Here is a 24,373-nt window from a genome sequence, read left to right as displayed (position 1 = left end):
TTTTCGCGTCGAGCATGAGAAAAATGCACGTTACTCGACCGATCGGCCGGAATCGCGCGTCCGGCAAGGCTGCCGTGGTGCGGGCCGCGAGCGGGACGGGCGGAGGCGGGCCCGCATTTTTCGACTGATCCGGATGCGCGCGCGAGCGGGAGCCGGTAAGGTGTCGGCCGCGGTTGACGCTTCGGCGCGGCGCGGGGCGGTCGGCTACGCTTGGCGCACGGATCGTGTGCTAGGCCAGCGGCACTTGCGGCAGCGGCGACGACGGTTCGAGATGGCGCTTCGCGAGCCACACTTCCTGCTGCAGCCAGTCGCGGAACTGGACGATGTGCGGCAGGTTCGTCTGCTCGGGCCGCGTGACGAACCAGTACGACTGGTGGCCGTCGACGTGTACGTTGAGCACCTGCATCAGTTGCCCGGTCGCCAGTTCGCGCGCGACCATGTGGCGATCGGCGATCGTGATCCCGAGGCCGTCGATCGCCGCGCGGATCGCGTGGTCGAGCAGGTCGAATTCGTAGCCGCCGCGCGTGTCGACGTCGGCGATGCCGGCGGCCTTCAGCCAGTGCTGCCAGGTCAGGTAGCGCTGGTCGTCGGTGGCGAGCACGTGCAGCAGCGTGAAGCGGTTCAGGTCGATCGGCGCGCCGTCCTGTCGCAGCCGCGCATACAGCGCGGGCGCGCAGACGGCGATATGCTGCTCCTGCATCAGCAGTGCGTTGTCGAAGCCGTCCCATTCGCCGTCGCCGAAGCGGATCGCGCAGTCGAGCACGCGCGATTCGCCGAGACTGTCGTGGATGCGGGTCGTGAGGCTCAGCTCGAATTCGGGATGCGCGTCGCGCAGCCGGCCGAGCCGCGGCATCAGCCAGCGCGCGGCGAAGGTGGGCGGCACGTTCGCGCGCAGGCGGTTCAGGTGGGTTTTTTCCTGCAGGCTGCGAACGGTCAGCTCGATCTTGTCGAACGATTGCTGCAACGCGCGCAGCAGCACGCGGCCGGCCGCCGTCAGTTCGAGCTGGTGATGGCGCCGCTCGAGCAGGGATTCGCCGAGCTGGCCCTCGAGCTGGCGAACCTGGCGGCTCACCGCGCTCTGCGTCACGTTGAGCAGCTCGGCCGCGCGCGTGAAGCTGCCGGTGCGGCCGGCCATCTCGAAGGCTTTCAGCGCATTCAGCGCCGGCATCTTGCGTCTCACGGGGCGGTGTCGTGTCTGGTGCGGGATGCTTATTGTAGGCGGGCGGCGCGGGCGCGGGGACGATCAATGGATGCGACGGAGGGCGCGGGTCTCCGGGGCTTTTACGGCACGGCGGTTGGCGCGCCTCGTTGCGACCTGCCCGCAGGATGGTCGGCGGCGCCGGCCCGCAACAGCTCGAACGATACGAACGATACGAACGAAAGGGACACACATCATGCGACGCCTGCCATCGTTGATCGCGCTGCGATTTTTCGAGGAGACCGCGCGTCACCTGAGCTTCAACCGTGCGGCGGTTTCGCTGTGCGTGACGCAGGGGGCGGTGAGCCGGCAGATCCGGCTGCTCGAGGAGGCGCTCGGCGCGCGGCTGTTCGAGCGCGATCACAAGGGTGTGCGCCTGACCGATGCCGGCCAGCGGTTGCTGCCGTTCATCGGGCAGGCGTTCGATACGATCGAACGCGGCGTCGACGAAGTCGCCGCCACGCGGCCGGGTGCGAAGCGGCGCCTGACGGTGTCGCTGCCGCCGACCTTCGCGACGCAGTGGTTTTCGCCGCGGCTCGGCACGCTCGCGCAGGCGCTGCCCGACGTCGAGCTGTCGATCCGCACCGAGCCGGCCGACGACTGCCATTGCCACATCCGCTTCGGGCGCGCGGCGCGCGCGGGAATGCAGTCGGAGCTGCTGATGATGGAACGGCATGCGCTCGTCGGCGCGCCGCGTTATCGCGGCGATGCGCTCGACGTGCTGCTCGGCCGACTGCCGTCGCTGCATGTGCTGCACGAAGGCAAGCGCCTGACGCTATGGGCCGACTGGTGCGAGCAGGCCGGCGTGCCGGTGGCGCGGATCGCCGACGGCATCGAGTTTTCCACGCTCGAACAGGCGATCCGCGCGGCGCGCAAGGGCGCGGGGCTCGCGGTGGTCGACCTGAACATGATCGAGGAGGAGATCGCCGAGGGCAGCCTCGTGCGGCTGTCGCCGGTGCAGCCGATCGGACCGTTCGGCTATTGGCTCGATGTCGAGCCGGAAAGTGTCGCGGTCGAGCACGTGGTTGCGTTTGCTGCGTGGTTGAGGGGGCAGGCGGGGCGGAAGGGGTAGGGGCGACTGTAGGACGTGGCTGATCGGAATGTGGGAAAAATCGGATCGGTCCGCGCCAGTCGCGCAGTGCTTTCAACTTTGGTGTCCGTTAAAGATCGTTACCAACGGGAGACCTGTACGCTCGTTGTCGAGCCGAGTCAGACAGCTTTCTCCCGTCGTGGCCGGCTACGCGTCGGGGTCGTGTCCGAAGTGCATGAGTGTCTCCCGGCGTCCGCTGGCTTCGATCTCGGCGATCGATTCGACCGGCAACTGGCACTTGGAGAGATCGATACGCCCGACGTTGAAGACGACGCGTCGCGGCGGGGATGCCTGCATGTCGGCCGACCATGTGTCGTGCCCGACGGCGGACTTGCGCATGACGCGCGCCAGGCTTCGATGGAGTTCGTTTGCGACGAGCGTATCGAGGAATTGCCTGGCTTCGGAGACGAGAGCAAGGCGATGCCGGTTCGCCGGCCGGCCCCGCTTTGCCATGGCGCGCGCGACCCGGAATCCGGCAATCGGCGTGTGCTTTGCGTTCATTCGTAAATCTCCTTTTCGATCAGGTATCTTTGTAGCGCCTGCACGGATGTGCCATGCGGTGCGACGTCGAATGACATCCAGCGATGTGATCCCGCCACACGCCAGAAATCTCGCCCGAATCGCGTGGCATAGAGCGCACGCAGCGTCCGGAGCGATCCGTCGGCAAGACCGACCGGGTGCCCCTGGAAATACTGGAACAACGCCGCTTCATCGCTGCACGTGTCGGGAATGGGCGCGTCGAAACCGAACCGCGGCCATGCGTAGTACCCGAATAGCCGACGCCCGCCCGGTTTGGGCGCCGCCTTCCGGCCCCCCGCCGCGAATGCAATGATTCGAGTGATGCCCAACGTATCAGACGCCCTGACGATGCGCCACAGCATCGCCGCGCCGAGTCCCGCGATTGCGTTGTCGACGAGATCGATTGTCTTGAGTTCGAGTAGGGATGTGTCCGATTCCCGACGCACCGATACACGATTTTCGGATCGGATCCAGGTGGTGTTCGTGACCGAGAGCGTCAACCAGCCTCTGCTGTCGAGATAGGCTTGAATCTCCGATCCCTTAGGCGCTCCGCATAACGAAACGAGCAGTTCATCGGGGACATCGCCGCTCACGCCCAACAACGCGGAAATATCCAGGTCGTTTCGTTCGATCGCCAGCCGATCGTCGAAGTACGTCGTCTCGTACGGCAGGACATGGCTGAGGTCGACAAAGCGGGCGGGCATGGTGGCGGTCGAAAAGCGGAAAACCCCAGCATATCGCCGCGAATCAGCGGCGCCGAGTCCGCCGAACGGCCAATCGCGAGTCGGATCGTCCGCCGTCCCGCCCGCCCTACGACCAGTCGAACGTCAGCAGCGCCACGCGGCTGACCGGTTCGTAAAACAAGAGAATCCAGTCAGGGCCCTCATCGCGTGATATTCCCACCTGGCCACGGCTGGGTTCGCTCGAATCGCGCTCGGCATCACCGCCGCACATCAGCGGCGAGCCGACGCGAAAGCGTCGAGCGTACCGATGGAGGCAGGCACGCCACCCGCCACCCTCGTCAATGCCCCGACGCTTCCTCCAGCGTCAGATGCTTCGTCTCCGGCGCCCACGCGACGGACACGATCATCCCCACCAGCAGCACGCCCGCGAGCGCGAACATCGTCGCGTGAAAGCCGAGCGTCGCGATGCCGGCCGGCAGCAGGAACGTGCCGATCGCCGAACCGAGCCGGCTGCACGCGATCGCGAGGCCCACGCCGCTCGCGCGCACTTCGGTCGGGAAGCACTCGGGCGGGAACACGCCGACGAGGTTGCTGAATGCCGACATCGTCAGCGTGAAGATCGCGAACGCGACGATCATCGCGACGGCCGCCGTCGACGGCAGCACCGCGAGCGCGACGAGCGACGCGCACGTCACCGCGAACGAGCCGATCAGGAAGCCGCGTCGCGACAGCCGGATCGTCAGCCAGATGCCGATCAGCGCGCCCAGCACGAGAAACGCGTTCAGCAGCAGGTCCGCACCGAAGCCTTCGGCGAGGCCGATCGTCTTCAGGATCGTCGGCAGGAACGTGTAGATCGCGAAATACGGAATCACGAGGCACACGAAGAACGCGCAGTTGAAAAGCGTGCGGCGGATCAGGTCACGCCGGAACAGTCGCGCGAAGCCGGCATTCGCCTGCGGTTCGGCCGAACCGTCGAGCATCACGTGCGGCCCGAAATGTTTCGCGACGATGGCGCGCGCTTCCTGCACGCGGCCCTTGCCGAGCAGCCAGCGCGGCGATTCGGGCGTGCCGATCCGCAGCACCAGCACGATCAGCGCGGGCAATGCAGCCGACGCGAGCAGCCAGCGCCATGCGTCGGGCGCGGCGTCGCCGTACGCGAGGCCGAGCACGTTCGCGGCGACATAGCCGATCGTCCAGATCACGCTGAACGAGCCGAGCAGCGCACCGCGATGCTTGCGCGGCGAGAATTCGGCGAGGATCGCGTGGCCGACGGTGAAGTCGCCGCCCATCCCGAAGCCGATCAGCACGCGCAGCACGCACAGTTCGAGCGGCGACGTGACGAAGAACTGCGCGAACGCGGCCGCCGTGATGATCACGAAGCTCGTCAGGAAGATCTTCTGCCGGCCCATCCGGTCGGACAGCCAGCCGAACACGAGGCTGCCTAAGAAGATGCCGATCAGCGCCGAGCTGCCGATCATCCCCATCCAGAACGCGTCGATCGGCATCTGCCTGCCGAGCGCGGCGAGCGCATAACCGATCGTGCCGAGCGTGTAGCCTTCGGTGAAATGCGCACCGAACGTGAGGCCGGCGATCTTCACGTGAAAACGGTTGAGCGGCACGTCGTCGAGCGCGACGGGGCGGTGCGGCGCCTCGGCGCCACGCGACAGCGGCAACGCGCGCGCGGTGCCGGATTGAACGTTGGCCTGGGTCAAGCTGCCTCCTGGATTGTCATGCGCGATGCGGCGGCCTGCGCGGGCACGAATGCCCGCGAGCGCCGTGCAAGGCGCCGCGCGCCCGGGCGGCGCGCGGCGCGGGTCGACCGCGGGGAGCGGTCAGCGGCCGAGGCCGGCCATCAGCGTGTACTTGAGTTCCACGTATTCGTCGAGGCCGTATTTCGAGCCTTCGCGGCCGAGCCCCGATTGCTTGACGCCGCCGAACGGCGCGACTTCGGTCGAGATGATCCCGTCGTTGACGCCGACCATCCCGCTCTCGAGCGCACCCGACACGCGCCACGCGCGGCCGAGATCGCGCGTGTAGAAGTACGCGGACAGCCCGAACGGCGTGTCGTTGGCCGCGGCGACGGCCTCTTCCTCGGTCGTGAAGCGGAAGCAGCCGGCGACGGGACCGAAGGTTTCCTCCTCGGCGATCAGCATGTCGGGCGTCATGCCGGTCAGCACGGTCGGCTCGTAGAACGTGCCGCCGAGCGCGTGGCGCCTGCCGCCGGTGAGCGCGTGCGCGCCCTTCGCGGTTGCATCGGCCACGTGCCGCTCGACCTTGCCGAGCGCTGCCTCGTTGATCAGCGGCCCCTGGTCGACTTCACCGGCGAGCGCGTTGCCGACGCGCAGCGTGCGCACGGCGTCCGCCAGCTTGCGCGTGAACGCGTCGTACACGCCGTCCTGCACGAGAAAGCGGTTCACGCATACGCAGGTCTGGCCCGTGTTGCGGAACTTCGACGCGATCGCGCCCGTGACCGCCGCATCGAGATCGGCATCGTCGAACACGATGAACGGCGCGTTGCCGCCGAGTTCGAGCGACAACTTCTTCAGCGTGTCGGCCGACTGCTTCGCGAGCAGCTTGCCGACCCGCGTCGAGCCCGTGAACGACAGCTTGCGCACGACGGACGAACTCGTCAGCGTCTCGCCGATCGCGACCGCGTCGCCCGACACGACGTTGAACACGCCGGCCGGCACGCCCGCGCGCTCGGCGAGCACCGCGAGCGCGAACGCCGACAGCGGCGTTTCCTCGGACGGCTTCAGCACCATCGTGCAGCCGGCCGCGAGCGCGGGGCCGGCCTTGCGCGTGATCATCGCGAGCGGGAAGTTCCACGGCGTGATCGCCGCGACGACGCCGACCGGCTCGCGCGTGACGACGATCTGCGAATCCGGCTTCGGGCTCGGGATCACGTCGCCGTACATGCGCTTCGCTTCTTCCGCGAACCATTCGAGAAAGCTCGCCGCGTACGCGACTTCGCCGCGCGCTTCCGCGAGCGGCTTGCCTTGCTCGCGCGTCAGCAGCTCGGCGAGCGCATCGCGATGCTCGAGCATCAGCTCGCCCCAGCGCTTCACGCGTGCGCCGCGCTCCTTCGCGGTCAGCGCGCGCCACGCAGGAAACGCGTGCGCGGCCGCGTCGATGGCGCGCTGCGTGTCGTCGGCGCCGCCTTTCGCGACTTTCGCGATCGTCTCGCCGGTCGCGGGGTTCAGCACCGGATAGGTCGCATCGCTCGCGCCATGCGATTCGTGCCATTCGCCGCCGATGTAATGGCCGGTCCTCAGAAATTCGTTCATGTGTGTCGTTCCTTCAGTGCGTCGGAGCCGCAGCCCTTCAGTCCGTTGCGAAGCTGCCCTGCGCCGGACGCGACGCGCGCGCGATGCGCTTGCCGGCCGTGTAGTCGTTGATCAGGTCGCACGGCGTGTAGTTGCGTTCCAGTTCGTGCAGTTCTTCCTCGGTGAGCTGCGTTTCAAGCGCGCCGAGCGCGCCGTCGAACTGCGCGACGGAATCCGCGCCGACCAGCATGCTCGCGACGCCGGGGCGGCTCAGCACCCACGCCTGCGCGATCTGCGCGGGCGGTACGCCGCGGCGCTTCGCGACCTTCGCGACCGATTCCGCGATCGCGAGCGACGCAGCGTCGCCGTACATCTGCGCGGTGAAGAAGTCGGTCTGGTTGCGCGTGGATTGCGGCTCGCAGGTCAGCAGGCCGCGCGCGAGCGGGCTGAACACCGACACGCCGACGCCCTGGTCGATGCAGTACGGCACCATCTCGCGCTCTTCCTCGCGATACGCGAGGTTCAGCTGCAGCTGCATGTTGATCGGCTTGTCCCAGCCGTTTCGTTCGCAGGCCTGCATGATCTTCGCGAACTGCCACGTGTACATCGTCGATACGCCGATATAGCGCGCCTTGCCCGCGCGCACGATGTCGTGCAGCGCGCTCATGGTTTCCTCGACGGGCGTGTTCACGTCGAAGAAGTGCAGCATGAAGATATCGACGTAATCCATCCCGAGCCGCTTCAGCGACCCGTCGATGCCGTCGAGCACGTGCTTGCGCGAATGGCCGCCCGCGTTCGGATAACTGCCCATGTCGTAGCCGACCTTGGTCGTCACGACGAGCTCCTCGCGGCGCGCGTTGCGCTTCAGGATGCGGCCGACCACTTCCTCGCCGACGCCCGTCGAATAGAAGTCCGCGAGATCGATGAAGTTGACGCCGGCGTCGAGCGCGCGGCGCACGATCGGCTCGCTCTGCGCTTCGTCGAAGATCCAGGGCTTCCATTCGGGGGTGCCCATGTTCATCGTGCCGAGACACAGGCGGGACACCTTCAGGCCGGACTGGCCGAGGCGGACGTATTCCATGTTTCCTCCAGGTGCGGCCTTGTGTCGGCCGCTCGTCGTCGTCAGTTTTTCTTCGGGGTGTAGAACGGGTTCGACACGTCGCGTGCGGCGGCGAATACCGCATCGCGATGCGGCAGCCCTTCCATCGCGGCGACGATCGCGTTGCGGCACGCGCGATAGTTGTTCTCGAACACGGCATCGAGATCGTCGGTCTGCGGGTTCACCCAGTTCGCCGACACGACGACCCAGTCGTTTTCCGCTTCGGGCGGCAGCGTGCCGTTCTCGAGCGCTTCGGCCACGGCCTTCGCGATGCCGGCCTGCGACGCGCCCCACGTGGCGTTGCCGTGGAAATCGCTGGCGATCTGCGCCTTGTTGACATACAGCGTGAGCGGCTTGGTCGGCACGCCCGGCTGCGCGATCACGACGAACGGCGCATGGCCGGCCGACGGCGTCGCGAGGGCGGTGGCGAACGCCTGGCCCGCCGGGCCGTTGCGCGGGCCGACCAGCACGTTGATGTGCGCGAGATTGACGCCGGGGCCTTCGAAGCCTTCGCCGATGTAAAGCTGCCTGGGTTGGGATGCGGTCATTGCGGTGTCTCGTCGATGAGGTTGGGAGTGAGGCGATTGTGGTGGGCCGCGGCGCGGCCGGTGAATCGATGTTTTCTGATCGGGCTATGAGTTTTCGTCGTCTCCGGGAATGCCCTGAGCCCGGCGCGCGGAGGCCCGCCGGGCGGGCCTCGGCCGGCGTCGTGACGGCGGGCGGGGCGGGATCGGCGGGTGGGCATTCGCGAACCGGCTCCGGGTTTGTCATACCCGGGCAAGGGTTGGAGGGCCGGGCGCTTCCGGACAACAATCGGCGTGCTCCGAGCCCTATCTTTCGTCTTCCCTTCTTTTTTCGAAAGCGAGTAATTCCGATGGCTGCCATTCAAAGGCCCGATTGGTCGAAGCTCAGTTCGCTCGATCCCGAGCTGATCCGCGCATTCGTCGCCGTCGTCGAGAGCGGCGGCTTCACCGCGGCGGCCCGGCAACTGCATCGCACGCAATCGACGATCAGCCTGCGCATCCGCACGCTCGAGGAGCGGCTCGACACGCACCTGTTCATGCGCAACAGCCGGCGGCTCGAACTGTCGCGCGACGGCGAGAACTTCCTGATCCATGCGCGCCGCATCATCCAGGTGCAGAACGACGCGATCCTCGCGCTGAAGCAGGCGAGCAGCGACCGCGGCGTCGTGCGCTTCGGGCTGCCTGAGGACTATGCGGAGCTTTGGCTGCCCGACCTGCTGAAGTCGTTCTATGCGATGCGGCCGGGCGCGCGCTTCCACGTGCATTGCCGCACGTCGCTCGAACTGCTCGAACGGCTGCAGGCCGGCGAGCTCGACGTCGCGCTCGTCGTGCGGCACGGGCCGAACGCGGGCGGGCGGCTGCTCGGCCGGCACGAGGTCGTGTGGGCGGCGCACCGCGATTTCGCGCTCGGCCCGCAGGCGTCGGTGCCGCTCGCGCTGTTTCCGGAGACGTGCTGCTACCGGCAGCGCGGGCTGCAGGCGCTCGCGACGGCCGAGCGGCCGTATCACGTCGTCTATACGAGCCAGAGCCCGACCGGCATCAAGATCGCGGTGAACCACGGCGCGGCCGTGACGATGATCGACCGCTGCACGCTGCCCGAGAACTGGCGCGTGCTCGACGAGACCGACGGGTTGCCGCCGCTGCCGGCGGCCGATCTCGAGCTGCATCGCTCGCCGGGCATCTGCGATCCGCTGACCGACGATCTGGTGTCGCTGATCGAATCGATGGTCGACGAGCGGCGGCGCGCGTCGCTCGAAGCGTTCGCTTAGCGGGGCAGGGCGGCGCAAACGCGGGTGAGATTGACGCGAACCGCGGCGCGCGGCCGCAACGCGCGCATGACGATCGCGCGGCCCGCCGCAGCTCGCTGTCGTGTTATGTCCCCCGTGCCGTTTTTTGCACGGGCGGCCCGTTTTTTTGCACGACGTTTATCCGGTCTCTTCTAAGCTGGGGACGTGTCGAACAGCCGGGACGGCCTCCGTCCGCTCCATGACCTTCATTCATCCCGTTCCCGCCAGCGATGTCGCCGGCCGCCAGTTGCGCGCCGGCGCACCCAGCAATGTCATTCCGTTCCCGCCGCCGCGCCCGCGCCTGCAGCTGCCCGTCACCTTGACGGCCGATTCCGGCGAACGCGCGCACGCCCGGCTCGCGGCGCTGCTGCATTCCCCGCTCGGCGTGTATGTCGTCAGCGCGCGTGCCGTGCGCGACGTGATCCACGTGCACTTCGACATCGCGCCGGAAGACCTGGATTTCACGCTGCACATGCTGATCGCGCAGCAGGCCGATGCGGTGATCGGGCCGGTCGCGCGCCGATTGCATGTCGGGCCGAACCCACGGTGAAGCTGGGAACGGTTGTTGCTCGTGGGTTGTCGTTCGTTCCTTGATGGCTTGTCCGATCCGCCGCCCGATCGCCGGTCGCCGTGTCGTCCGCCCGCAGGCGGCGAACCGGCGCGCGATGCTGCGTGCGCGGCGCCGATCACGAATACGGAGGAGTCATGGATCTATTGGAAGCCGTACCTGTCGCGCGGCCGGCGAGCGGCCGGTTACGGACGGCGTTGCTGCCGTCCGGCCAGCAACTCGCGCGTCAGCTCGTGACGACGGTGCGCGTGGCCGAAATGCTGCTGCATCAGGCGATCGTCGTGCCCGACCGGCATCAGTGGTCGGTGGACACCGAGCGGGTCGACGCGGCCGGCGGGCCGCTCGAGGCCTGGGAGAGCTTCGTGACCTGGCGGATCGGCAAGGTGTTCGCAGCGTCGGTGAGCCCCGCCGCGCGCGTCAACGATCGCGACCAGGTCGCGGTCGAGATCCGGCTCTGCCTGCCCGAGCAGGACTACGTGGCCGGGCGGCGCGTGAGCACTTTCGGCCGCCGCCACGGCAACCGCTTCGGCGCGACGCTGTCGGTCGTGTCGGGCGCGCAGTGGGGCTGGCAACGCGCGGAGCACGTCGCGCCGGAACACGCGCAGGTATGCGGCGATACGCTGGAAGCGCTCGTCGATCGGGTGGCCGCGAACGTCAATGCGGCGCTGGGCGCGGCCGGCTTCGGCGCGACGCGCTGATCACGCGTCGCCGGTCTGCCCGGTTTGCCGCTGCAGGTCTTCCATCAGCTGTTCCGCGAGAAAGTCGCACGGCGGGCGCTTCGATTTCGTGCTGCGCGCGAGGATCAGTTCGAGCGGCGGCAAATCGGGCAGCCCGTGCGAGCGGCCGAGCATCGACAGTTGCGCGGGAATCGCGCAGCGCGCGAGCGGCGCGACCGCGAGGCCGGCCTCGACCATGCTGAGCAGACCGAGCAGGCTCGGGCTTTCATACGAAGTGCGGAACGGCAGCTTCGCGCGTTCGAGGCTGCGGATCGCGTTCTCGCGCGCGACGCTGCCCGGCATGAACACCGCGATCGGCAGCGGCCGTTCTTCCCATACGCGCGGCCCGTTCGTCATCGCGGCCCATGCCATCGGCTCGTGGCGGATGAAGTCGCCGGACAGCCCCTTGATGCGCGTGCCGCACACGAGATCGACCGTGCCGTCCTTCAGGAGCGGCGCGAGCGCGCTGCTCGGCAACCCGATTACCTGGATCTCGACCTTCGGATAGGTCGCCGAGAATTTCTTCAGCACCGACGGCAGCAGCGACGACGCATAGTCGTCCGGCACGCCGATGACCACCTTACCCGTCACTTCCGGCCGCACCACGGCCGCCCACGCCTCGTCGCGCAGCGCCAGCATTCGTCTGGCGAATCCCAGCAGCACCTCGCCTTCGCGCGTCAGCACGATGCTGCGCGGCTTGCGCACGAACAGCGGCCGGCCGATCGCGTCTTCCAGGCTCTTGATCTGCATGCTCACGGCCGATTGCGAGCGGTTCACCGCTTCGGCGGCGCGGGTCATGTTGCCGGTTTCCGCGACGGCGACGACGGTGGCCAGCACGTCGTGATCGAGCATCTTCATCGGTATCAGGAAAACTGAACGTAACGATCAGCATTATGCGTTTTTATTGTCGCTGTGTGTCTGCCATAGTGGCAGCGAGCCGGCCGCATCGTTCGATGCGGTGCGGCGATCACGCCGGCGTGCCCGGCACGCAGCGCCGAACAGGGAAGAGTGGTGTACCGATGATGGATCATCCATTGCGTGCCGCACTGGCCGCGGAATTGCATGCCCGGCCGTTCCTGCGGCTCGCCGAAGCCGTGTCGCTCACGCACTACGCGATCTACGCGGACGGCCAGCCCGACATCCACGAAACGCTGCTGCACGCGCTGTGCCGCGACACCGGCATTGCCGCGCCGCAGGACGGCGCGACCCACTACGCGGTGCAGTCGCCGGGCGGCTGGTACCTGAAGTGGGAGCGCCACACCGAATTCTCGACCTTCACGTTCGTCGCGCCGCGCCGCGACACCGGCTATTTCGACGATCTCGCGATCGAAGGGATTCCGGCCGCCTGGTTCGCACGGCTCGCGGGCATCCGCTTCGTCGCGGTGCGCATGGAGTTGCTGTCGGGCGATGCCGCGCGGCTCGTGTGCGGCGACCTGCGCCGCTGGATCGACGGGCCCGCGCTCGTCGGCAGCAACGTGCTCGGCGGCGGCAAGGTGTACTGCGACTGGCACGTGCGCGACGACGGCTTCATGCGCTTTCTCGTCGTCGACGAGGATTTCCGCGAGGAGCAGGGCGGCCGCCTGCTGCAACGCCTCCATGAAATCGAGACGTACCGGATGATGGCGCTGCTCGCGTTGCCGGTCGCACGGCGGATGAGCCGCGAGCTCGACGAGATCCACGCGGCGCTGCATACGCTGATGCAGCGGATGGACGCGGGCGGCGCCGACGGCGACGACGCGGCCTTGCTCGTGAAGCTCACGCATCTCGCGGTGCGGGTCGAAGCGCTGTCGGGGTCCGGCGGCCGCTTCAGCGCGTCGCGTGCTTACGAAAAGCTCGTGCTGGCGCGCATCCACGAGCTGCGCGAGGAGCGCATCGAAGGGATGCCGACGATCGCGGAGTTCATGGAGCGGCGCTTCGCGCCGGCGATGGAAACCTGCCGCAGCGTGTGGGCGCGTCACGAGCAGATCGCCGCGCGGATCGCGCGCGCGGTCGACCTGCTGCGCACGCGCGTGAATCTCGCGCAGGAAAAGGACGTCACGCGCCTGCTGGCGGGCATGGAGCGCACCGCGCGCAACCAGCTGCATCTGCAGCACGCGGTCGAAGGGCTGTCGGTGGCGGCCATTTCGTACTACGTGCTGTCGCTCGCGACCGCGGCGTTCAAGGCGCTGCACGTGATGAACCTGCCGGTCGATCCCGAACTCGCGGAAGGCCTGCTGATCGCGCCGGTCGTGTTCGCGGTGATTCACATCACGCGGCGCACGCGCGCGCAGCTCGCGCGGTCGGAGGCCGCGCATGGCGGCGCAGCCGTGCAAGCGGCGACGTTGCAACAGGCAAATTGAATCAGAACATCGACGACATATCGAAAGGAGTGGAGATGACTTTTACGCAATCGCAAGCGGGTTTTTTCACTGGCTACGACGCATTCGACGAACCCGGTCGGGATGACGCCGGCGCGCCGGAAGAGGTGCGCGTGACGTCGTATCAGGCCGTGCTGCAGGAGCCGATGACGTCGCTCGTCGGCAGCACGATCGATCGGCCGGATGTCGCGGCCGTGGCGATTCTCGGGTACAACTGACGCCTGGTCGTTTCGCGTCGATTCACGACGTCCGCCGTGGACGCTGCAGGCCCGGCGGCCCCTTCACGTACACCTTCACGCCATGAACGCGCATCCCGCCGTTTCGCTTCAACTGACCGACATCGAGCAGCCGGCCGCACGCGACCTCATCAGCCGCAAGCTCGGCGAGTTCAACCACGCGATGACGGGCCGATCCGACTCGGCGGCGCTCGACGTCTACGTGACCGATCCCGCGACCGGCGAGGTCGTGGGCGGCCTCACCGGCCGGACGTCACTGGGCCTCTTCTTCATCGACCTCTTTTACCTGCCGGAATCGCTGCGTGGCGGCGGTTTCGGCAGCCGGCTGCTGCGCGAGGCCGAAGCGGAGGCGAAGCGGCGCGGGTGTGCGCGCGCCGTGCTGTACACGATTACGTTCCAGGCGCCGGACTTCTACCGGAAGCACGGTTACGAGGCGTTCGGCGAGGTGCCGTGCGAGCCGGAAGGGACGGCGCGCGTGTTCATGGTCAAGACGCTTTGAGCGAGGTAGCCTGACGTCACCGCGCCGGCGTCGCCACCGAAGACCGGCGGGATCGCAGCATGCGCTGCATCGACGGCGACGGGTAGCGCGACGCCGTCCACGCCGAGCCGGAGGCATATCGTGACAATTCCACTCGATCAATACGCCAGACAGTACGTGCGATTCGAAGACGAACGCACGCGGCCTGTCCGCGACCTGCTGGCCGCCGTGCCGGACACGCCGATCCATACCGCGCTCGACATCGGCTGCGGGCCGGGCAATTCGACCGAAGCGCTGATCGCGCGCGCACCCGACGCGACGGTGCGCGGGATCGACGCGTCGCCGGACATGATCGCGGCCGCGCGCAAGCGCCTGCCCGCGCTGCGTTTCGATCTCGCGGATGTCTCCACGTGGGACGATCCGGGCGGCTACGACCTGATCCTGTCGAACGCGGTGCTGCAATGGGTGCCGGCGCACGACACGCTGTTTCCGTCGCTCGTCGGCCGGCTCGCGCCGGGCGGCCATCTCGCGGTGCAGATGCCCGACAACCTCGACGAACCCGCGCACCGGCTGATGCGCGCGGTCGCCGCGGGCGGGCCCTGGGCGGACAAGCTCAAGGACGCGGCGCGCACCGAGCGGTTCGACGCGCGGTATTACTACGCGCTGCTGTCGCCGTCGTGTTCGCGGGTGGATGTCTGGCGCACGACTTACTACCATCCGCTGCGCGGCGGCGCCGACGCGGTCGTCGAATGGTTCAAGGGCAGCGCGCTGCGGCCGTTCCTCGCGGCACTCGATGAAGGCGAACGCGACGCGTTCGTCGCGCGCTATCGCGATGCGCTCGCCGGTCCGGATGGCTACCCGTCGCTCGACGACGGCACCGTGCTGCTGCCGTTCCCGCGCCTGTTCATCGTCGCGACGCGGAAGTAAGGCGCAAGCAAAGGCGCAAGCAGGACCGGAGCGGGCGGCGGCGGGGCGGCGGTCACGACAGCGGCCGCATCGATTCCGGATCGACCGTCCGGCTCTTCGCGCTTTGCCCGTCGCGCAGATCCTTGTACCAGAAGAGGGCGACTTCCCCGTCGTTCGCGCCGTCGGCGTACAGGAAGCGGTCGTGGCCGCCCACGACGAAGCCCGCCCGCGCGTACGTGCAGCAGGCTGCGACGTTGTTCGCCTGCGTTTCGAGCCGCATGAAGCCGAACCCGCGGCTGCGCGCCCACGCTTCCGCGGCCGCGAGCAGGAACTGGCCGATCCCTTGCCGCCGGCAGCTGCGGTCGACCGCGAGTTCCGCGATCTCGGCCATCCCGTTCCAGCTTTCGGTGATCGCGACGAATCCCGCGAGGCGCCCGCCCGCGCTCGCGCGGAACAGCGCGGTGCCGCCGGACGCCTCGCGCGCCCAGCCGGCCGGATCGAAGCCGTAGTCCTTGCGCTGCACGGGCAGCGCGCGCAAATCGAGCAGATCCTGGTACGGCGCATTCAGCTCCCACGCGATCTCGAACGAAAAGTCGCATCCGTTCAGTTCGTCGGCGGGCAGATCGACCGCCTGTTCGATGCTGATGTGCTCGGCTCGGTCCATGTGTCGGTGTCCTGTCTTCAGCGGGATTGCCTGGTCTTCCCCCGGGGCGGGCGGCGGCGCCTGGCGGCGAGAGCCGGATCGCACCCGTTCCTGTTTTGAATTGATGCGCTCGCACGATGTCTCTTCCCGCGGCGGCGCTCAACGCCCGATTATGCGGGATATCGGCGCGGACTCATCCGCATCTCGTCTGGTGGCGGAGCGCCGATCCCGGCCATGCCGCGTATTCGTCGGCGCATTGCTTCATCTGGCAGGGCGATGCGATCACGCAACGGATTGCTCATACGGAATCCACACGGCCCGATTGCCGGAGACCCTCATGGGGGCCGCCTCGCGGTTCGACTATGCTGAATTGTCCGCGGCGAACCTGCGATGACGGGAGAGGGCGATGAGCGAACAAGACAACGTGCAACTCGTGCAGCAGGCATACGCGGCGTTCGGCCGCGCGGATATCGAGGGCATTCTGCAGACGCTTTCCGACAGCGTCGACTGGTTCATCCCGGGGCCGGCCGACGTCGTTCCGTTCGTCGGCAGACGACATGGGCAGCAGGCGGTCGCGGCGTTCTTCGCGGCGCTTGCGTCGACGCAGACCGCGGAACGCTTCGAGCCGCTCGAGTTCATCGCGAGCGGCAACCGGGTCGTCGTGCTCGGCACGCAACGCTGGCGTGTCCATTCGACCGGGCGCACTTACGAGGACGACTGGGTGCACCTGCTCACGATCGAAAACGGGAAGATCGCGGCGTTCGTCGAGTATCACGATACGGAGGCCGAAGCGGCCGCGCATCGACGGTGACGGTGCCGAAGATGCGCCGGGCCGCTGTGCCCGGCGGCTTCGGCATCCCGCGCGGCCGGCATGGCCCGCGGTGCCGCGCCGGCCCGCCGGGGATGGTGCCGCCGGCGGCCTGAACGGCCGCGCAGGTCAATCGATCGCGCGCATCGCGTGGCGCAGTTCCTGGTAGCTGCGCAGGCCCGTCACGCCGAGTTCGCGGCCGATTCCGCTGAGCCCGAAGCCGCCCCAGCACACATGCGGGTAGATGAGTTGCGGCGCGTTGATCCACACGAGCCCGGCGCGCACGCGTGCCTGGAACTGCTTCGCGACTTCCGCGTCGCGCGTCACGACGGTCGCGACGAGCCCGTAGCGCGTGTCGTTCGCGAGCGCGATCGCCTCGTCGTCGGTGCGGAACGACTTCACGCACGCGACCGGGCCGAACACCTCGTCGGTCCACAGCAGGTTGTCGGCGGCCGGCTCCGCGACCACGACGGGTGCCATGAAGAAGCCATTGCCGCCGCCCTCGGCGACGCGCCCGCTGAACGCGACGCGCGCGCCCGTCGCGATGCCTTGCGCGAGCATCGCCTCGACGCGCGTGCGTTGCGCGGCCGAGATCATCGGCCCCATCGCGACCTCCGCGGTGGCAGGCGGCGCAACGACGAGCGCGCGCACGGCCGTCTCGAACGCGGCCATGAAGCTGCGATAGAGGCTGTCGTGCACGAGGATGCGCGCGGTGGCCGAGCACATCTGGCCCGCGTTCGTGAAGGCGCCCGCGACCGCGAGCGACACCGCGGCGTCGAGATCGGCGTCGTCGCGCACGATCAGCGACGACTTGCCGCCGAGTTCGAGCGTCACGCGCTTCATGTCCTCGGCCGCGGCCTGCATGACCTTGCGGCCGGCGGCCGTGCTGCCGGTAAACGAGATCTTGTCGATCAGCGGATGCGCGGTCAGCGCCGCGCCGACCTCGGCGCCGCCGTTCACGACGTTGACGACGCCGTCCGGCACGCCGGCTTCGGCGATCAGGTCGAGCAGCGCGTGCTCGGCCGGCGACGTCAGTTCGGACGGCTTCAGCACGACCGTGCAGCCGGCCGCGAGCGCGGGCGCGAGCTTCCATGCGGTCGTGACCATCGGGAAGTTCCACGGCACGATCAGCGCGGCGACGCCGACCGCGTCGTGGAAGCGTTCGGCCGCGACGGTGTCGCTCGGCAACGCGACGGGCTCGGCCTCGAACAACGCCGGGTTTCCGCACAGCGTCGCGTAATACGCGAACGTCGCGGCGACGTCGCCGACGTCGGCGTCGGCCTCGAACGGCGGCTTGCCGCTCACCTGCATCTGCAGCGCCGCGAGCCGCTCGCGGCCTGCTTCGACGCGCTCGGCGATCGTCGCGAGCAGGCGGCCGCGCTCGGCGGGCGGCGTGTCGCGCCAGCCGGCGAACGCGTCGCGCGCGGCGCGGACCGCGGCGTCGACGTGCGCGGCCGTCGCGAATTCCTGCCAGCCGATCGTCGCGCCGGTCGACGCATCGAAGATCGGCGCGCCGGCTTCATCGGAATGCGTGCGCACGGGCTGGCCGGCGATGCGCGCGGCGGGCAGCACGATGGCGGCGGCGGAAGGGGAAAGCTCGGCGGTGGACATGAACGTGTTCCTGTCGATCGGATTAGCGGCAGGCGACGCCCGGCATCACGCAGAGCATCTCGAATGCGAGGTTCGCGCCGACGAGTGCGGTGGTGCCGGTCGGATCGTACGGCGGCGACACTTCGACGAGATCCGCGCCGACGATGTTCAACCCCTTCATCCCGCGAATGATCTCGAGACCCTGCTGCACCGACAGGCCGCCGATTTCCGGCGTGCCGGTGCCGGGCGCGAACGACGGATCGAGACCGTCGATGTCGAAGCTGAGATACACCGGCGTGTCGCCGACGCGTTCGCGCACCTGCGCCATCAGCGGCGCGAGCGACCGGTTCCAGCATTCCTCCGCCTGCACGACGGTGAAGCCCTGCTGGCGGCACCAGTCGAAATCGTCCGCGTGATAGCCGGTGCCGCGCAGGCCGATCTGCGTGACCTTGTCGCATTGCAGCAGGCCGTCTTCCACCGCGCGGCGGAACGGCGTGCCGTGCGCGATCTTCTCGCCGAACATCGTGTCGTTCACGTCCGCGTGCGCGTCGACGTGCACCACGGCGACCTTGCCGTATTTCCTGTGCAGCGCGCGCAGGATCGGCCACGCGATCGTGTGGTCGCCGCCGAGCGTGATCGGCCGGCAGCCGTTCGCGACGATCTCGTCATACGCGTGCTCGATGCGGCGCACCGAATCCTTCAGGTCATACGGGTTGGTCGCGACGTCGCCGATGTCGGCGACCTGCAGCGAATCGAACGGCGCCGCGCGCGTGGCCATGTTGTACGGGCGCAGCAGCACGGATTCGGTGCGGATCTGGCGCGGGCCGAAGCGCGAACCCGAGCGGTTCGACGTGCCGAGGTCGAGCGGCACGCCGACGAAGCACACGTCGAGGCCGTCGGTCGTGTCGGCCTGCGGCAGGCGCATCATCGTGGCGATGCCGCCAAAGCGCGGCATCTCGTTGCCGCCCATCGGCTGGTTCAGTTCGCGGTGCATGGGGCCGTCTCCTCTTTATGGTGAAAAGCGATCGGCCGATGGTAGAGGAGAACGCGGGCGCGAAGATCTTGAAGTCGCAACGTTTACATCGACGGGTTTCGATGCGAACGGCGCCGCCGCATCGACGCGGCGCGACCGGTGGCGGGCGACGGGCGGCCGGCGACGGGAGGCCGCCGACGCGCGACCGGATCAGCCGGCAATCGCGGGCGGCGTGCCGGCGTCGTCGCCGTCGTTGCCTACGTGGTCACGCATTGCGGCCGCAGGAAACGCCGGCACGGCCGAGCCCCACGCGGCCAGCTCGCGCTTCGTGCGCACCCCGAGCTTCGCGAACGCACGCTTCACGTACGACTCGGCCGACGCGACGCGCACGCCGAGGATGTCGGCGGTTTCCGGCACGGTCTTGCCGGAGATCAGGTGCTTGCAGGTTTCGTATTCGCGCTTCGACAGCTTCACGCCGTCGGCCGCGATCCGCGCGTCGAACTGCGCGAGCGGATGCACGTCGGGCGTCGGGTGCGCGATGCGCCGCGCGGCGGTGGTCGATGCGTGCAGCTCGAGCAGCGGGAACAGCACGTCGCTGATGCTGCGAAAGCGGTTCATTTCGGCGAGCGTGAACGGCGGGCGGTCGCGGCCGCGTTCCAGCGCGATCGAATGCTGCGCATAGCGGGTGCCGCGCGCGAGCACGCATTCATGGCCGATATGCACGTCGTCGAACAGCCGCTGGCGGAATTCGCCGGGCGGGATCGCCGCGATGTCGCGCACGACCAGCATCGTGCCCGTCTTGCCGCGCAGCCCCGCGAACAGCGGGTCGCTGTCGAGAAAGCGCTCGTAGTAGAGCGTCATCACGTCGGAGATCTCGGCGGTCGCGGTGCCGATGCCGCTGCTGCCGATCCATTCGCAGCGGTAGCCGGTGGGCATCGTGCCGTCGACGCGCGAGCGCTCGACGTGCGCGACGTCGAGCGGCACGACGTCGTTCAGCAGTTGCGTGAGACGCGGCACGAAGTGCGGCGTGCCGACCGTCTCGATCAGCTCGCCCAGCGCCTTGAACGACACGTTGAAGCGGTCGGTGTCGCGGTGGAAGGGGTTCACGTTGAGCAGCATGCGGTTCCCCGGTGAAAAGCGGCGGCGATTCTAGCGTCCGAAGTCAAAAACGTCATTAGGGGGAAATACGGTACGGAGTCCTGCGACCCTGCGCGCCGCGGAAAACGCGGTTTGTCCCCCCCGCAGGGGGGCATACCGGGGCAGTGTAAATGAGTAACTTTGTCTCTGCTTTTTTCAATCGAGAGACGAAAGATTCAAATGACCAAACTGATCAAGGACATCCTGCCGCTGGGCGCAGGCGTGGGCGAATTCACGAAGCTCGACTTCGGGATGGACGAAAGCGACTGGCGCGCGGCCGAAGGCAAGAGCGGCAGCTACCTCATCGGCTGGTGGGAAGGCAAGGTCGGCTCCGTGGAGTTCCCGGAAACCGCGGCGGACGAAGCGGTGTGGCTCGTCGAGGGCCGGATCGCGCTGACCGATGTCGAAGGCAACCGCAAGGAATTCACGCCGGGCCAGGGCTACCTGCTGCCGGCCGGTTTCGCGGGCCGCTGGGAAACGATCGAGGACGCGAAGAAGTTCTACGTGCTGCTCGAGAAGTCGTGATGCGAGCGGCCGCCGTGGCGTCGTCGTCAGGTTGACGCGAGGCCCGGCGGCGGCGTTTTCGATCGACTGCAGGCGACGTGCGTCGCGCGGGTGTCGAAGGCACACGTCGCGGCTTGCGGTGCATCGCGCCGATCGTCGCCGTCGGCGCAACCGAGGCAACCGCGGCGATAGAAGTAATCGGCGCAATCGCTGAATTCGGCGAATTCGGCACGCCGTGCACGCATCGCATGCGCGGGCCGCGATCAGGTGGAATGGCTGGGATCATGGAAATGGAAGTCAACGAAGCAGCACAAGCCGCACCGGCTCACGCGCACGCCGCGCGTCACGCGCCGGTCGCACTGGGCGCCGCCGAGGCGCTCGCGAATACGAAACTGTTCCCGTACTGGCTCGACAACCCGGCCGCACCGGCCGCCGAGCCGGAACTCGTCGGCGACGTGACGGCCGACCTGCTGGTCGTCGGCGGCGGCTTCACCGGGCTGTGGACGGCCGTGCAGGCGAAGGAACAGATGCCGCACCTGAACGTGGTGCTGATCGAGGCCGGCAAGATCGCGCACGGCGCGTCGGGCCGCGCGGGCGGGATCATCTCGACGTCGGTGATGCACGGGCTGCCGAACGCGGTGCGCGTGTTCCCGAACGACATCGCGCAGCTCGAGGCATTCGGCCACCACAACCTCGACGGCTTCGAGGACACGCTGAAGCGCTACGCCATCGACGCCGACATCGAGTGGAACGGCGAGATGACGGTCGCGGTGGACCCCGGGCACCTCGCGCACCTGAAGGGCGACTACGACCTGCATCGCGAATACGGGCACGACGTCGTGCTGCTGAACCGCGAGGAAACGCTCGAGCAACTGAACTCGCCGCTGTTCGCGGGCGCGCTGTGGTCGCGCAACCGCAGCGGCATCGTGCATCCGGCGAAGCTCGCGTGGGGGCTCAAGCGCGCGGCGCTGTCGCTCGGCGTGAAGCTGTACGAGCACACGCCGCTCACGACGGTGACCGACGAAGGCAGCACCGTGTACGTGACGACGCCGAAGGGCAGCGTGCGCGCGCCGCGTGTCGTGTTCGGCAGCGGCACCGCAAAGGTTGGCATTCCTGATATCAATCGCCGCGTGATGCAGGTGCGCGATCACGTGCTCGCGACCGAGCCGCTCACCGACGAACAGCTCGCGCGGATCGGCTGGAAGAATCGCCAGGGCGTGTACGACACGCGCACGCAGCTCAACTATTTCCGGTTGACGAAGAACAACAGCATCATCTTCGGCGGGCTGGTCAGCTATCACTTCGACGGCGACCCGGAACCGCACCAGGACGGCCGGCGCGAAACCTACTACCGGCTCGCGGAGGCGTTCTACCGGACCTTCCCGCAACTCGCCGACGTGCGCTTCTCGCACGCGTGGGGCGGCCCGATCGACTACTGCTCGCGCGGCTCGGTGTTCGCGAAGCGCTATCTCGGCGGCAAGGCCGTGTTCGTCGCCGGCTACACGGGCTTCGGCGTTGCGGCGAGCCGGTTCGGCGCGTTCATGGGGCTGAACATCCTGTTCGACCGCGACAGCCCGGAGCGCAAGCTCGACATCGCGAACCAGAGCCCGAGCTACATCCCGCCCGAGCCGATGCGCTGGGTCGCCGCGAAGATCACGTTCCACGCGTTCGACGGCGCGGATGCCGAAGGCGGCTGGAAACGCGCGTGGATCAACGGGCTCAAGGCGATGGGCTTCCCGATGTAAGCGGCGGTCGTTCACGAACGACGGGTATGGCGCGTGCCGTTGCCGATGACGGCGCGCGTCCGGTCAGGTTCATCGGCGCGGGCGGCCGGTGTCGTGCCGGCCCGGCAACGCGCGAGAAGCGCAGCGGCTTGAAGCATGTTTTCGAATACCACCGATCTCGATCTCCGGCTCATCCGGGTCTTCCTGGCCGTCGTCGACGCACGCGGCATCACGGCCGCGGAGGCATCGCTCGGCGTGCGGCAGTCGACCATCAGCACGCAGCTCTCCGCGCTGGAAGCGCGTGTCGGCTTCAAGCTGTGCGACCGCGGTCGCGGCGGCTTTCGGCTGACGTCGAAGGGCGAACGCTTCGCGGCCACGGCGCGCACGCTGGTCGCGGCGACGTCGGAGTTCGTCGCGCGCGTGCGCGACATCGACCGCAAGCTGGTCGGCACGTTGTCGATCGGGCTGATCGGGCAGGCGCCGCTCGTCGAGAACGCGCGCGTCGCCGACGCGATCGGCACGTTCCGCAAGCGCGACCAGGCCGTCACGTTCTCGATGAAGGTCGCATCGCCGCAGGAGCTCGAGGAGGGCCTCGTCAACAACCAGCTCGATTTCGCGATCGGGTATTTCTGGCATCGCGTGCCGGGGCTCGACTACACGCCGTTGTTTACCGAGGAGCAGGTGATCTACTGCGGTCGCGGCCATCCGCTGTTCCATGTGTCGCGGCCCGTGTCGATGGACGACCTGCAGGCGCATGACTGGGTGTGGCGTACGTATCCGGTGCCGGAGGAACAGTGTCCGCTGCCGGAGCGGCGCGTGACCGCGAGCGCGGACAGCATCGAGGCCGCGACGATCCTGATCCTGTCGGGCGGCCATCTCGGCTACTTGCCCGCGCATTACGCGGAGCCGTTCGAGCAGCGCGGGCTCGTGAAGGCCGTCGGCCGTGCGACGTTCGGCTTCGATGTGCCGCTGCATCTCGCGATGAAGCGCAACGCGAGCGGCAAGCCGATCGTCGATGCGTTCCGCGAGGACTTGCTGCGCGCGTTCAACATCAAGGCGGCCGCGCTGGCTGCATAGCGCGTGCCGCCCGTGAGGTCGCGCAGCCCCCCGCGGGCGCGAGGCGCAGCGGCAGGAATCGCGAAACGCGTGTCGCTGGCGGTCGGCGAACGCGCGTGATGTGAACGAGTATCGGGCGGCTCGCGTTACGCGCTTGCGCTGTCGTCGCGATATCCGCTCTTGCCGTCGAAGATTTCCTTCAGCGCGGCGCGCAGCGCGACGGGATCGTGTTCGCCGGGCGCAAGATGAATCACGTAATGCGTGTTGCCGTCGAGCCGCGCGGCGGTGCGCTCGTCGAGTTCGACGTCGAGCGTGTCGCCCGTGAGCCGCACCGACAGATCGTTCACGTGCGCGGTGAGCTGGTCGAGCACCATCACCTCGATCGACGTTTCCTCCGGAAAGCGCAGCAGCGAGAAGCAATAGTTCTGCGCCGCGTCGTGGCAATAGATGTTCGCGAAGCTTTCGTCGTCGTCGACATCGGACGTGGCCGCGCCGACGGTAGCGTGTAGTTCCATGATGTTTCTCTCGGTAAGGGGTTATCGGGGCAGCGCGGCTTGCGCGTCGACCTCGCCATGCGCATCGCGCGCCTTCAGCCACAGCCCGAATGCGCGCATGACCTCGACGACGGGCCGCAGCCGGTCGCCGTCCGCGGTCAGATCGTACTCGACGCGCACCGGCACTTCCGGATACACGGTGCGCCGCACGAAGCCGGCGTCCTCGAGCGCGCGCAGATCGAGCGTCAGCATCCGCTGCGAGATGCCGGGCATGTCGCGGCGCAGGTCGCTGAAGCGCTTCGGCCCGTCGAGCAGATACGACACGAGCAGCAGCCGCCAGCGGCCGCCGAGCACGCGCATCGCTTCTTCCACGGAACATCCTGTCGCACTCGTCTTCATGCCGCTGACCCTGTCGGTAACTTTTTTGTGACTACGGCACAAACGACTGCCTTCTTCTCAGTGCTGCGCCGATGCGAGATATTAGCGCCCGCGTCGCGGCGAATCGATAGTCGAACCACCCA

The 24,373-nt window shown here is 68.1% G+C and carries 26 protein-coding genes; 12 read left to right on the top strand and 14 right to left on the bottom strand.

Annotation, left to right across the window (positions count from 1 at the left end):
• Nucleotides 1–229 precede the first annotated feature (229 nt).
• Complete coding sequence (locus U4Z64_RS21010; protein ID WP_321821050.1) at nt 230–1,168, bottom strand: LysR substrate-binding domain-containing protein; 939 nt, start codon at nt 1,166–1,168, stop codon at nt 230–232.
• A 226-nt stretch (nt 1,169–1,394) separates the two neighbouring features.
• Between U4Z64_RS21010 and U4Z64_RS21005 the strand changes: the two genes are divergently transcribed.
• A complete protein-coding gene (locus tag U4Z64_RS21005) occupies nt 1,395–2,270 on the top strand; it encodes a LysR substrate-binding domain-containing protein (protein ID WP_321820970.1) in 876 nt (291 codons plus the stop codon).
• Between the two features lie 165 nt (nt 2,271–2,435).
• Here U4Z64_RS21005 and U4Z64_RS21000 read toward each other — a convergent pair whose 3' ends face one another.
• From U4Z64_RS21000 to fae, 6 genes are all read right to left on the bottom strand, one after another.
• Nucleotides 2,436–2,789, bottom strand: a complete 354-nt coding sequence (locus U4Z64_RS21000) for a hypothetical protein (protein ID WP_321820969.1) — start codon at nt 2,787–2,789, stop codon at nt 2,436–2,438.
• Nucleotides 2,786–3,511, bottom strand: a complete 726-nt coding sequence (locus tag U4Z64_RS20995; protein WP_321810639.1) for a hypothetical protein — start codon at nt 3,509–3,511, stop codon at nt 2,786–2,788. The genes U4Z64_RS21000 and U4Z64_RS20995 overlap by 4 nt, the downstream gene beginning before the upstream one ends.
• Nucleotides 3,512–3,828: 317 nt before the next feature.
• Nucleotides 3,829–5,163, bottom strand: a complete 1,335-nt coding sequence (locus U4Z64_RS20990) for an MFS transporter (RefSeq protein WP_321821049.1) — start codon at nt 5,161–5,163, stop codon at nt 3,829–3,831.
• A 159-nt stretch (nt 5,164–5,322) separates the two neighbouring features.
• Nucleotides 5,323–6,774: an NAD-dependent succinate-semialdehyde dehydrogenase gene (locus U4Z64_RS20985; protein WP_321820968.1), complete on the bottom strand. Its 1,452-nt coding sequence runs from the start codon at nt 6,772–6,774 to the stop codon at nt 5,323–5,325.
• A 37-nt stretch (nt 6,775–6,811) separates the two neighbouring features.
• Nucleotides 6,812–7,834, bottom strand: coding sequence for an aldo/keto reductase (locus U4Z64_RS20980; protein ID WP_321820967.1), 1,023 nt, complete (start codon nt 7,832–7,834; stop codon nt 6,812–6,814).
• Nucleotides 7,835–7,875: 41 nt separating this feature from the next.
• Nucleotides 7,876–8,400 carry a formaldehyde-activating enzyme gene (gene fae / locus U4Z64_RS20975; protein WP_011356415.1) on the bottom strand — a complete coding sequence of 175 codons (525 nt, stop codon included), beginning with the start codon at nt 8,398–8,400 and terminating at the stop codon, nt 7,876–7,878.
• 326 nt (nt 8,401–8,726) lie between these two features.
• On the opposite strand from fae, the gene U4Z64_RS20970 reads away from it, so the two are divergent.
• From U4Z64_RS20970 to U4Z64_RS20960, 3 genes are all read left to right on the top strand, one after another.
• Complete coding sequence (locus U4Z64_RS20970; protein WP_044848054.1) at nt 8,727–9,644, top strand: LysR family transcriptional regulator; 918 nt, start codon at nt 8,727–8,729, stop codon at nt 9,642–9,644.
• Nucleotides 9,645–9,861: 217 nt separating this feature from the next.
• A complete protein-coding gene (locus U4Z64_RS20965; RefSeq protein WP_321821048.1) occupies nt 9,862–10,212 on the top strand; it encodes a hypothetical protein in 351 nt (116 codons plus the stop codon).
• A gap of 155 nt (nt 10,213–10,367) precedes the next feature.
• Entirely contained in the window at nt 10,368–10,928 is a 561-nt protein-coding gene (locus tag U4Z64_RS20960) for a hypothetical protein (protein WP_321796248.1), read from the top strand.
• Here U4Z64_RS20960 and U4Z64_RS20955 read toward each other — a convergent pair whose 3' ends face one another.
• Nucleotides 10,929–11,804: a LysR family transcriptional regulator gene (locus U4Z64_RS20955; RefSeq protein ID WP_044848057.1), complete on the bottom strand. Its 876-nt coding sequence runs from the start codon at nt 11,802–11,804 to the stop codon at nt 10,929–10,931.
• Nucleotides 11,805–11,965: 161 nt separating this feature from the next.
• Between U4Z64_RS20955 and U4Z64_RS20950 the strand changes: the two genes are divergently transcribed.
• The 4 genes from U4Z64_RS20950 to tam all read left to right on the top strand — a co-directional run bounded on the left by U4Z64_RS20950 (nt 11,966) and on the right by tam (nt 14,944).
• Nucleotides 11,966–13,285, top strand: a complete 1,320-nt coding sequence (locus tag U4Z64_RS20950; RefSeq protein ID WP_044848058.1) for a DUF3422 family protein — start codon at nt 11,966–11,968, stop codon at nt 13,283–13,285.
• Between the two features lie 35 nt (nt 13,286–13,320).
• A complete protein-coding gene (locus tag U4Z64_RS20945; protein WP_044848059.1) occupies nt 13,321–13,521 on the top strand; it encodes a hypothetical protein in 201 nt (66 codons plus the stop codon).
• 82 nt (nt 13,522–13,603) lie between these two features.
• Nucleotides 13,604–14,038, top strand: coding sequence for a GNAT family N-acetyltransferase (locus tag U4Z64_RS20940; protein WP_321820966.1), 435 nt, complete (start codon nt 13,604–13,606; stop codon nt 14,036–14,038).
• Nucleotides 14,039–14,158: 120 nt separating this feature from the next.
• Entirely contained in the window at nt 14,159–14,944 is a 786-nt protein-coding gene (tam, locus tag U4Z64_RS20935) for a trans-aconitate 2-methyltransferase (protein WP_321820965.1), read from the top strand.
• A gap of 52 nt (nt 14,945–14,996) precedes the next feature.
• Here tam and U4Z64_RS20930 read toward each other — a convergent pair whose 3' ends face one another.
• The gene (locus tag U4Z64_RS20930; RefSeq protein WP_044848062.1) at nt 14,997–15,587 is read right to left on the bottom strand and encodes a GNAT family N-acetyltransferase; all 591 of its coding nucleotides are present in this window, start codon (nt 15,585–15,587) and stop codon (nt 14,997–14,999) included.
• 385 nt (nt 15,588–15,972) lie between these two features.
• On the opposite strand from U4Z64_RS20930, the gene U4Z64_RS20925 reads away from it, so the two are divergent.
• Nucleotides 15,973–16,377 carry a nuclear transport factor 2 family protein gene (locus U4Z64_RS20925; protein ID WP_321820964.1) on the top strand — a complete coding sequence of 135 codons (405 nt, stop codon included), beginning with the start codon at nt 15,973–15,975 and terminating at the stop codon, nt 16,375–16,377.
• 126 nt (nt 16,378–16,503) lie between these two features.
• Here the strand turns inward: U4Z64_RS20925 and U4Z64_RS20920 are convergent, their stop codons facing one another.
• The 3 genes from U4Z64_RS20920 to U4Z64_RS20910 form a co-directional block, all read right to left on the bottom strand.
• Entirely contained in the window at nt 16,504–17,985 is a 1,482-nt protein-coding gene (locus tag U4Z64_RS20920; RefSeq protein ID WP_321820963.1) for an aldehyde dehydrogenase family protein, read from the bottom strand.
• A 22-nt stretch (nt 17,986–18,007) separates the two neighbouring features.
• Nucleotides 18,008–18,958: an agmatinase gene (speB, locus tag U4Z64_RS20915; protein ID WP_321820962.1), complete on the bottom strand. Its 951-nt coding sequence runs from the start codon at nt 18,956–18,958 to the stop codon at nt 18,008–18,010.
• Nucleotides 18,959–19,147: 189 nt separating this feature from the next.
• The gene (locus U4Z64_RS20910) at nt 19,148–20,056 is read right to left on the bottom strand and encodes a helix-turn-helix transcriptional regulator (RefSeq protein WP_321820961.1); all 909 of its coding nucleotides are present in this window, start codon (nt 20,054–20,056) and stop codon (nt 19,148–19,150) included.
• Nucleotides 20,057–20,254: 198 nt separating this feature from the next.
• Between U4Z64_RS20910 and U4Z64_RS20905 the strand changes: the two genes are divergently transcribed.
• From U4Z64_RS20905 to U4Z64_RS20895, 3 genes are all read left to right on the top strand, one after another.
• Nucleotides 20,255–20,599, top strand: a complete 345-nt coding sequence (locus U4Z64_RS20905) for a cupin domain-containing protein (protein ID WP_124487026.1) — start codon at nt 20,255–20,257, stop codon at nt 20,597–20,599.
• Between the two features lie 263 nt (nt 20,600–20,862).
• Nucleotides 20,863–22,323, top strand: a complete 1,461-nt coding sequence (locus U4Z64_RS20900; protein ID WP_321820960.1) for an FAD-dependent oxidoreductase — start codon at nt 20,863–20,865, stop codon at nt 22,321–22,323.
• A 135-nt stretch (nt 22,324–22,458) separates the two neighbouring features.
• Nucleotides 22,459–23,379 (top strand): LysR family transcriptional regulator, encoded by a 921-nt coding sequence (locus tag U4Z64_RS20895; RefSeq protein WP_044848305.1) that lies wholly within the window; start codon nt 22,459–22,461, stop codon nt 23,377–23,379.
• A gap of 125 nt (nt 23,380–23,504) precedes the next feature.
• Here U4Z64_RS20895 and U4Z64_RS20890 read toward each other — a convergent pair whose 3' ends face one another.
• Together U4Z64_RS20890 and U4Z64_RS20885 are read right to left on the bottom strand one after the other, a co-directional pair.
• The gene (locus U4Z64_RS20890; RefSeq protein ID WP_044848306.1) at nt 23,505–23,873 is read right to left on the bottom strand and encodes a hypothetical protein; all 369 of its coding nucleotides are present in this window, start codon (nt 23,871–23,873) and stop codon (nt 23,505–23,507) included.
• 21 nt (nt 23,874–23,894) lie between these two features.
• Nucleotides 23,895–24,251 (bottom strand): helix-turn-helix domain-containing protein, encoded by a 357-nt coding sequence (locus U4Z64_RS20885; protein WP_321820959.1) that lies wholly within the window; start codon nt 24,249–24,251, stop codon nt 23,895–23,897.
• Between the last annotated feature and the right edge of the window lie 122 nt (nt 24,252–24,373).

Source organism: Burkholderia sp. BCC1996 (assembly GCF_905339955.1).
Lineage (GTDB): Bacteria > Pseudomonadota > Gammaproteobacteria > Burkholderiales > Burkholderiaceae > Burkholderia.
Note: the sequence above shows the minus strand (reverse complement) of the source record. Positions and strands in the feature narration are given on the sequence as shown.

Bases quoted from the DNA above. Each gene is read 5' to 3' on its own strand.
- U4Z64_RS20960 (WP_321796248.1), top strand. From the start codon at position 10,368: ATGGATCTATTGGAAGCCGTACCTGTCGCGCGGCCGGCGAGCGGCCGG.
- U4Z64_RS21005 (WP_321820970.1), top strand. From the start codon at position 1,395: ATGCGACGCCTGCCATCGTTGATCGCGCTGCGATTTTTCGAGGAGACC.
- U4Z64_RS20910 (WP_321820961.1), bottom strand. From the start codon at position 20,056: ATGCTGCTCAACGTGAACCCCTTCCACCGCGACACCGACCGCTTCAAC.
- fae (WP_011356415.1), bottom strand. From the start codon at position 8,400: ATGACCGCATCCCAACCCAGGCAGCTTTACATCGGCGAAGGCTTCGAA.
- U4Z64_RS21000 (WP_321820969.1), bottom strand. From the start codon at position 2,789: ATGAACGCAAAGCACACGCCGATTGCCGGATTCCGGGTCGCGCGCGCC.
- U4Z64_RS20920 (WP_321820963.1), bottom strand. From the start codon at position 17,985: ATGTCCACCGCCGAGCTTTCCCCTTCCGCCGCCGCCATCGTGCTGCCC.
- U4Z64_RS20985 (WP_321820968.1), bottom strand. From the start codon at position 6,774: ATGAACGAATTTCTGAGGACCGGCCATTACATCGGCGGCGAATGGCAC.
- U4Z64_RS20950 (WP_044848058.1), top strand. From the start codon at position 11,966: ATGATGGATCATCCATTGCGTGCCGCACTGGCCGCGGAATTGCATGCC.
- U4Z64_RS20885 (WP_321820959.1), bottom strand. From the start codon at position 24,251: ATGAAGACGAGTGCGACAGGATGTTCCGTGGAAGAAGCGATGCGCGTG.
- U4Z64_RS21010 (WP_321821050.1), bottom strand. From the start codon at position 1,168: ATGCCGGCGCTGAATGCGCTGAAAGCCTTCGAGATGGCCGGCCGCACC.
- U4Z64_RS20895 (WP_044848305.1), top strand. From the start codon at position 22,459: ATGTTTTCGAATACCACCGATCTCGATCTCCGGCTCATCCGGGTCTTC.
- U4Z64_RS20995 (WP_321810639.1), bottom strand. From the start codon at position 3,511: ATGCCCGCCCGCTTTGTCGACCTCAGCCATGTCCTGCCGTACGAGACG.
- U4Z64_RS20955 (WP_044848057.1), bottom strand. From the start codon at position 11,804: ATGAAGATGCTCGATCACGACGTGCTGGCCACCGTCGTCGCCGTCGCG.
- U4Z64_RS20970 (WP_044848054.1), top strand. From the start codon at position 8,727: ATGGCTGCCATTCAAAGGCCCGATTGGTCGAAGCTCAGTTCGCTCGAT.
- U4Z64_RS20905 (WP_124487026.1), top strand. From the start codon at position 20,255: ATGACCAAACTGATCAAGGACATCCTGCCGCTGGGCGCAGGCGTGGGC.
- U4Z64_RS20980 (WP_321820967.1), bottom strand. From the start codon at position 7,834: ATGGAATACGTCCGCCTCGGCCAGTCCGGCCTGAAGGTGTCCCGCCTG.
- U4Z64_RS20900 (WP_321820960.1), top strand. From the start codon at position 20,863: ATGGAAATGGAAGTCAACGAAGCAGCACAAGCCGCACCGGCTCACGCG.
- U4Z64_RS20930 (WP_044848062.1), bottom strand. From the start codon at position 15,587: ATGGACCGAGCCGAGCACATCAGCATCGAACAGGCGGTCGATCTGCCC.
- U4Z64_RS20890 (WP_044848306.1), bottom strand. From the start codon at position 23,873: ATGGAACTACACGCTACCGTCGGCGCGGCCACGTCCGATGTCGACGAC.
- U4Z64_RS20945 (WP_044848059.1), top strand. From the start codon at position 13,321: ATGACTTTTACGCAATCGCAAGCGGGTTTTTTCACTGGCTACGACGCA.
- speB (WP_321820962.1), bottom strand. From the start codon at position 18,958: ATGCACCGCGAACTGAACCAGCCGATGGGCGGCAACGAGATGCCGCGC.
- U4Z64_RS20940 (WP_321820966.1), top strand. From the start codon at position 13,604: ATGAACGCGCATCCCGCCGTTTCGCTTCAACTGACCGACATCGAGCAG.
- U4Z64_RS20925 (WP_321820964.1), top strand. From the start codon at position 15,973: ATGAGCGAACAAGACAACGTGCAACTCGTGCAGCAGGCATACGCGGCG.
- U4Z64_RS20965 (WP_321821048.1), top strand. From the start codon at position 9,862: ATGACCTTCATTCATCCCGTTCCCGCCAGCGATGTCGCCGGCCGCCAG.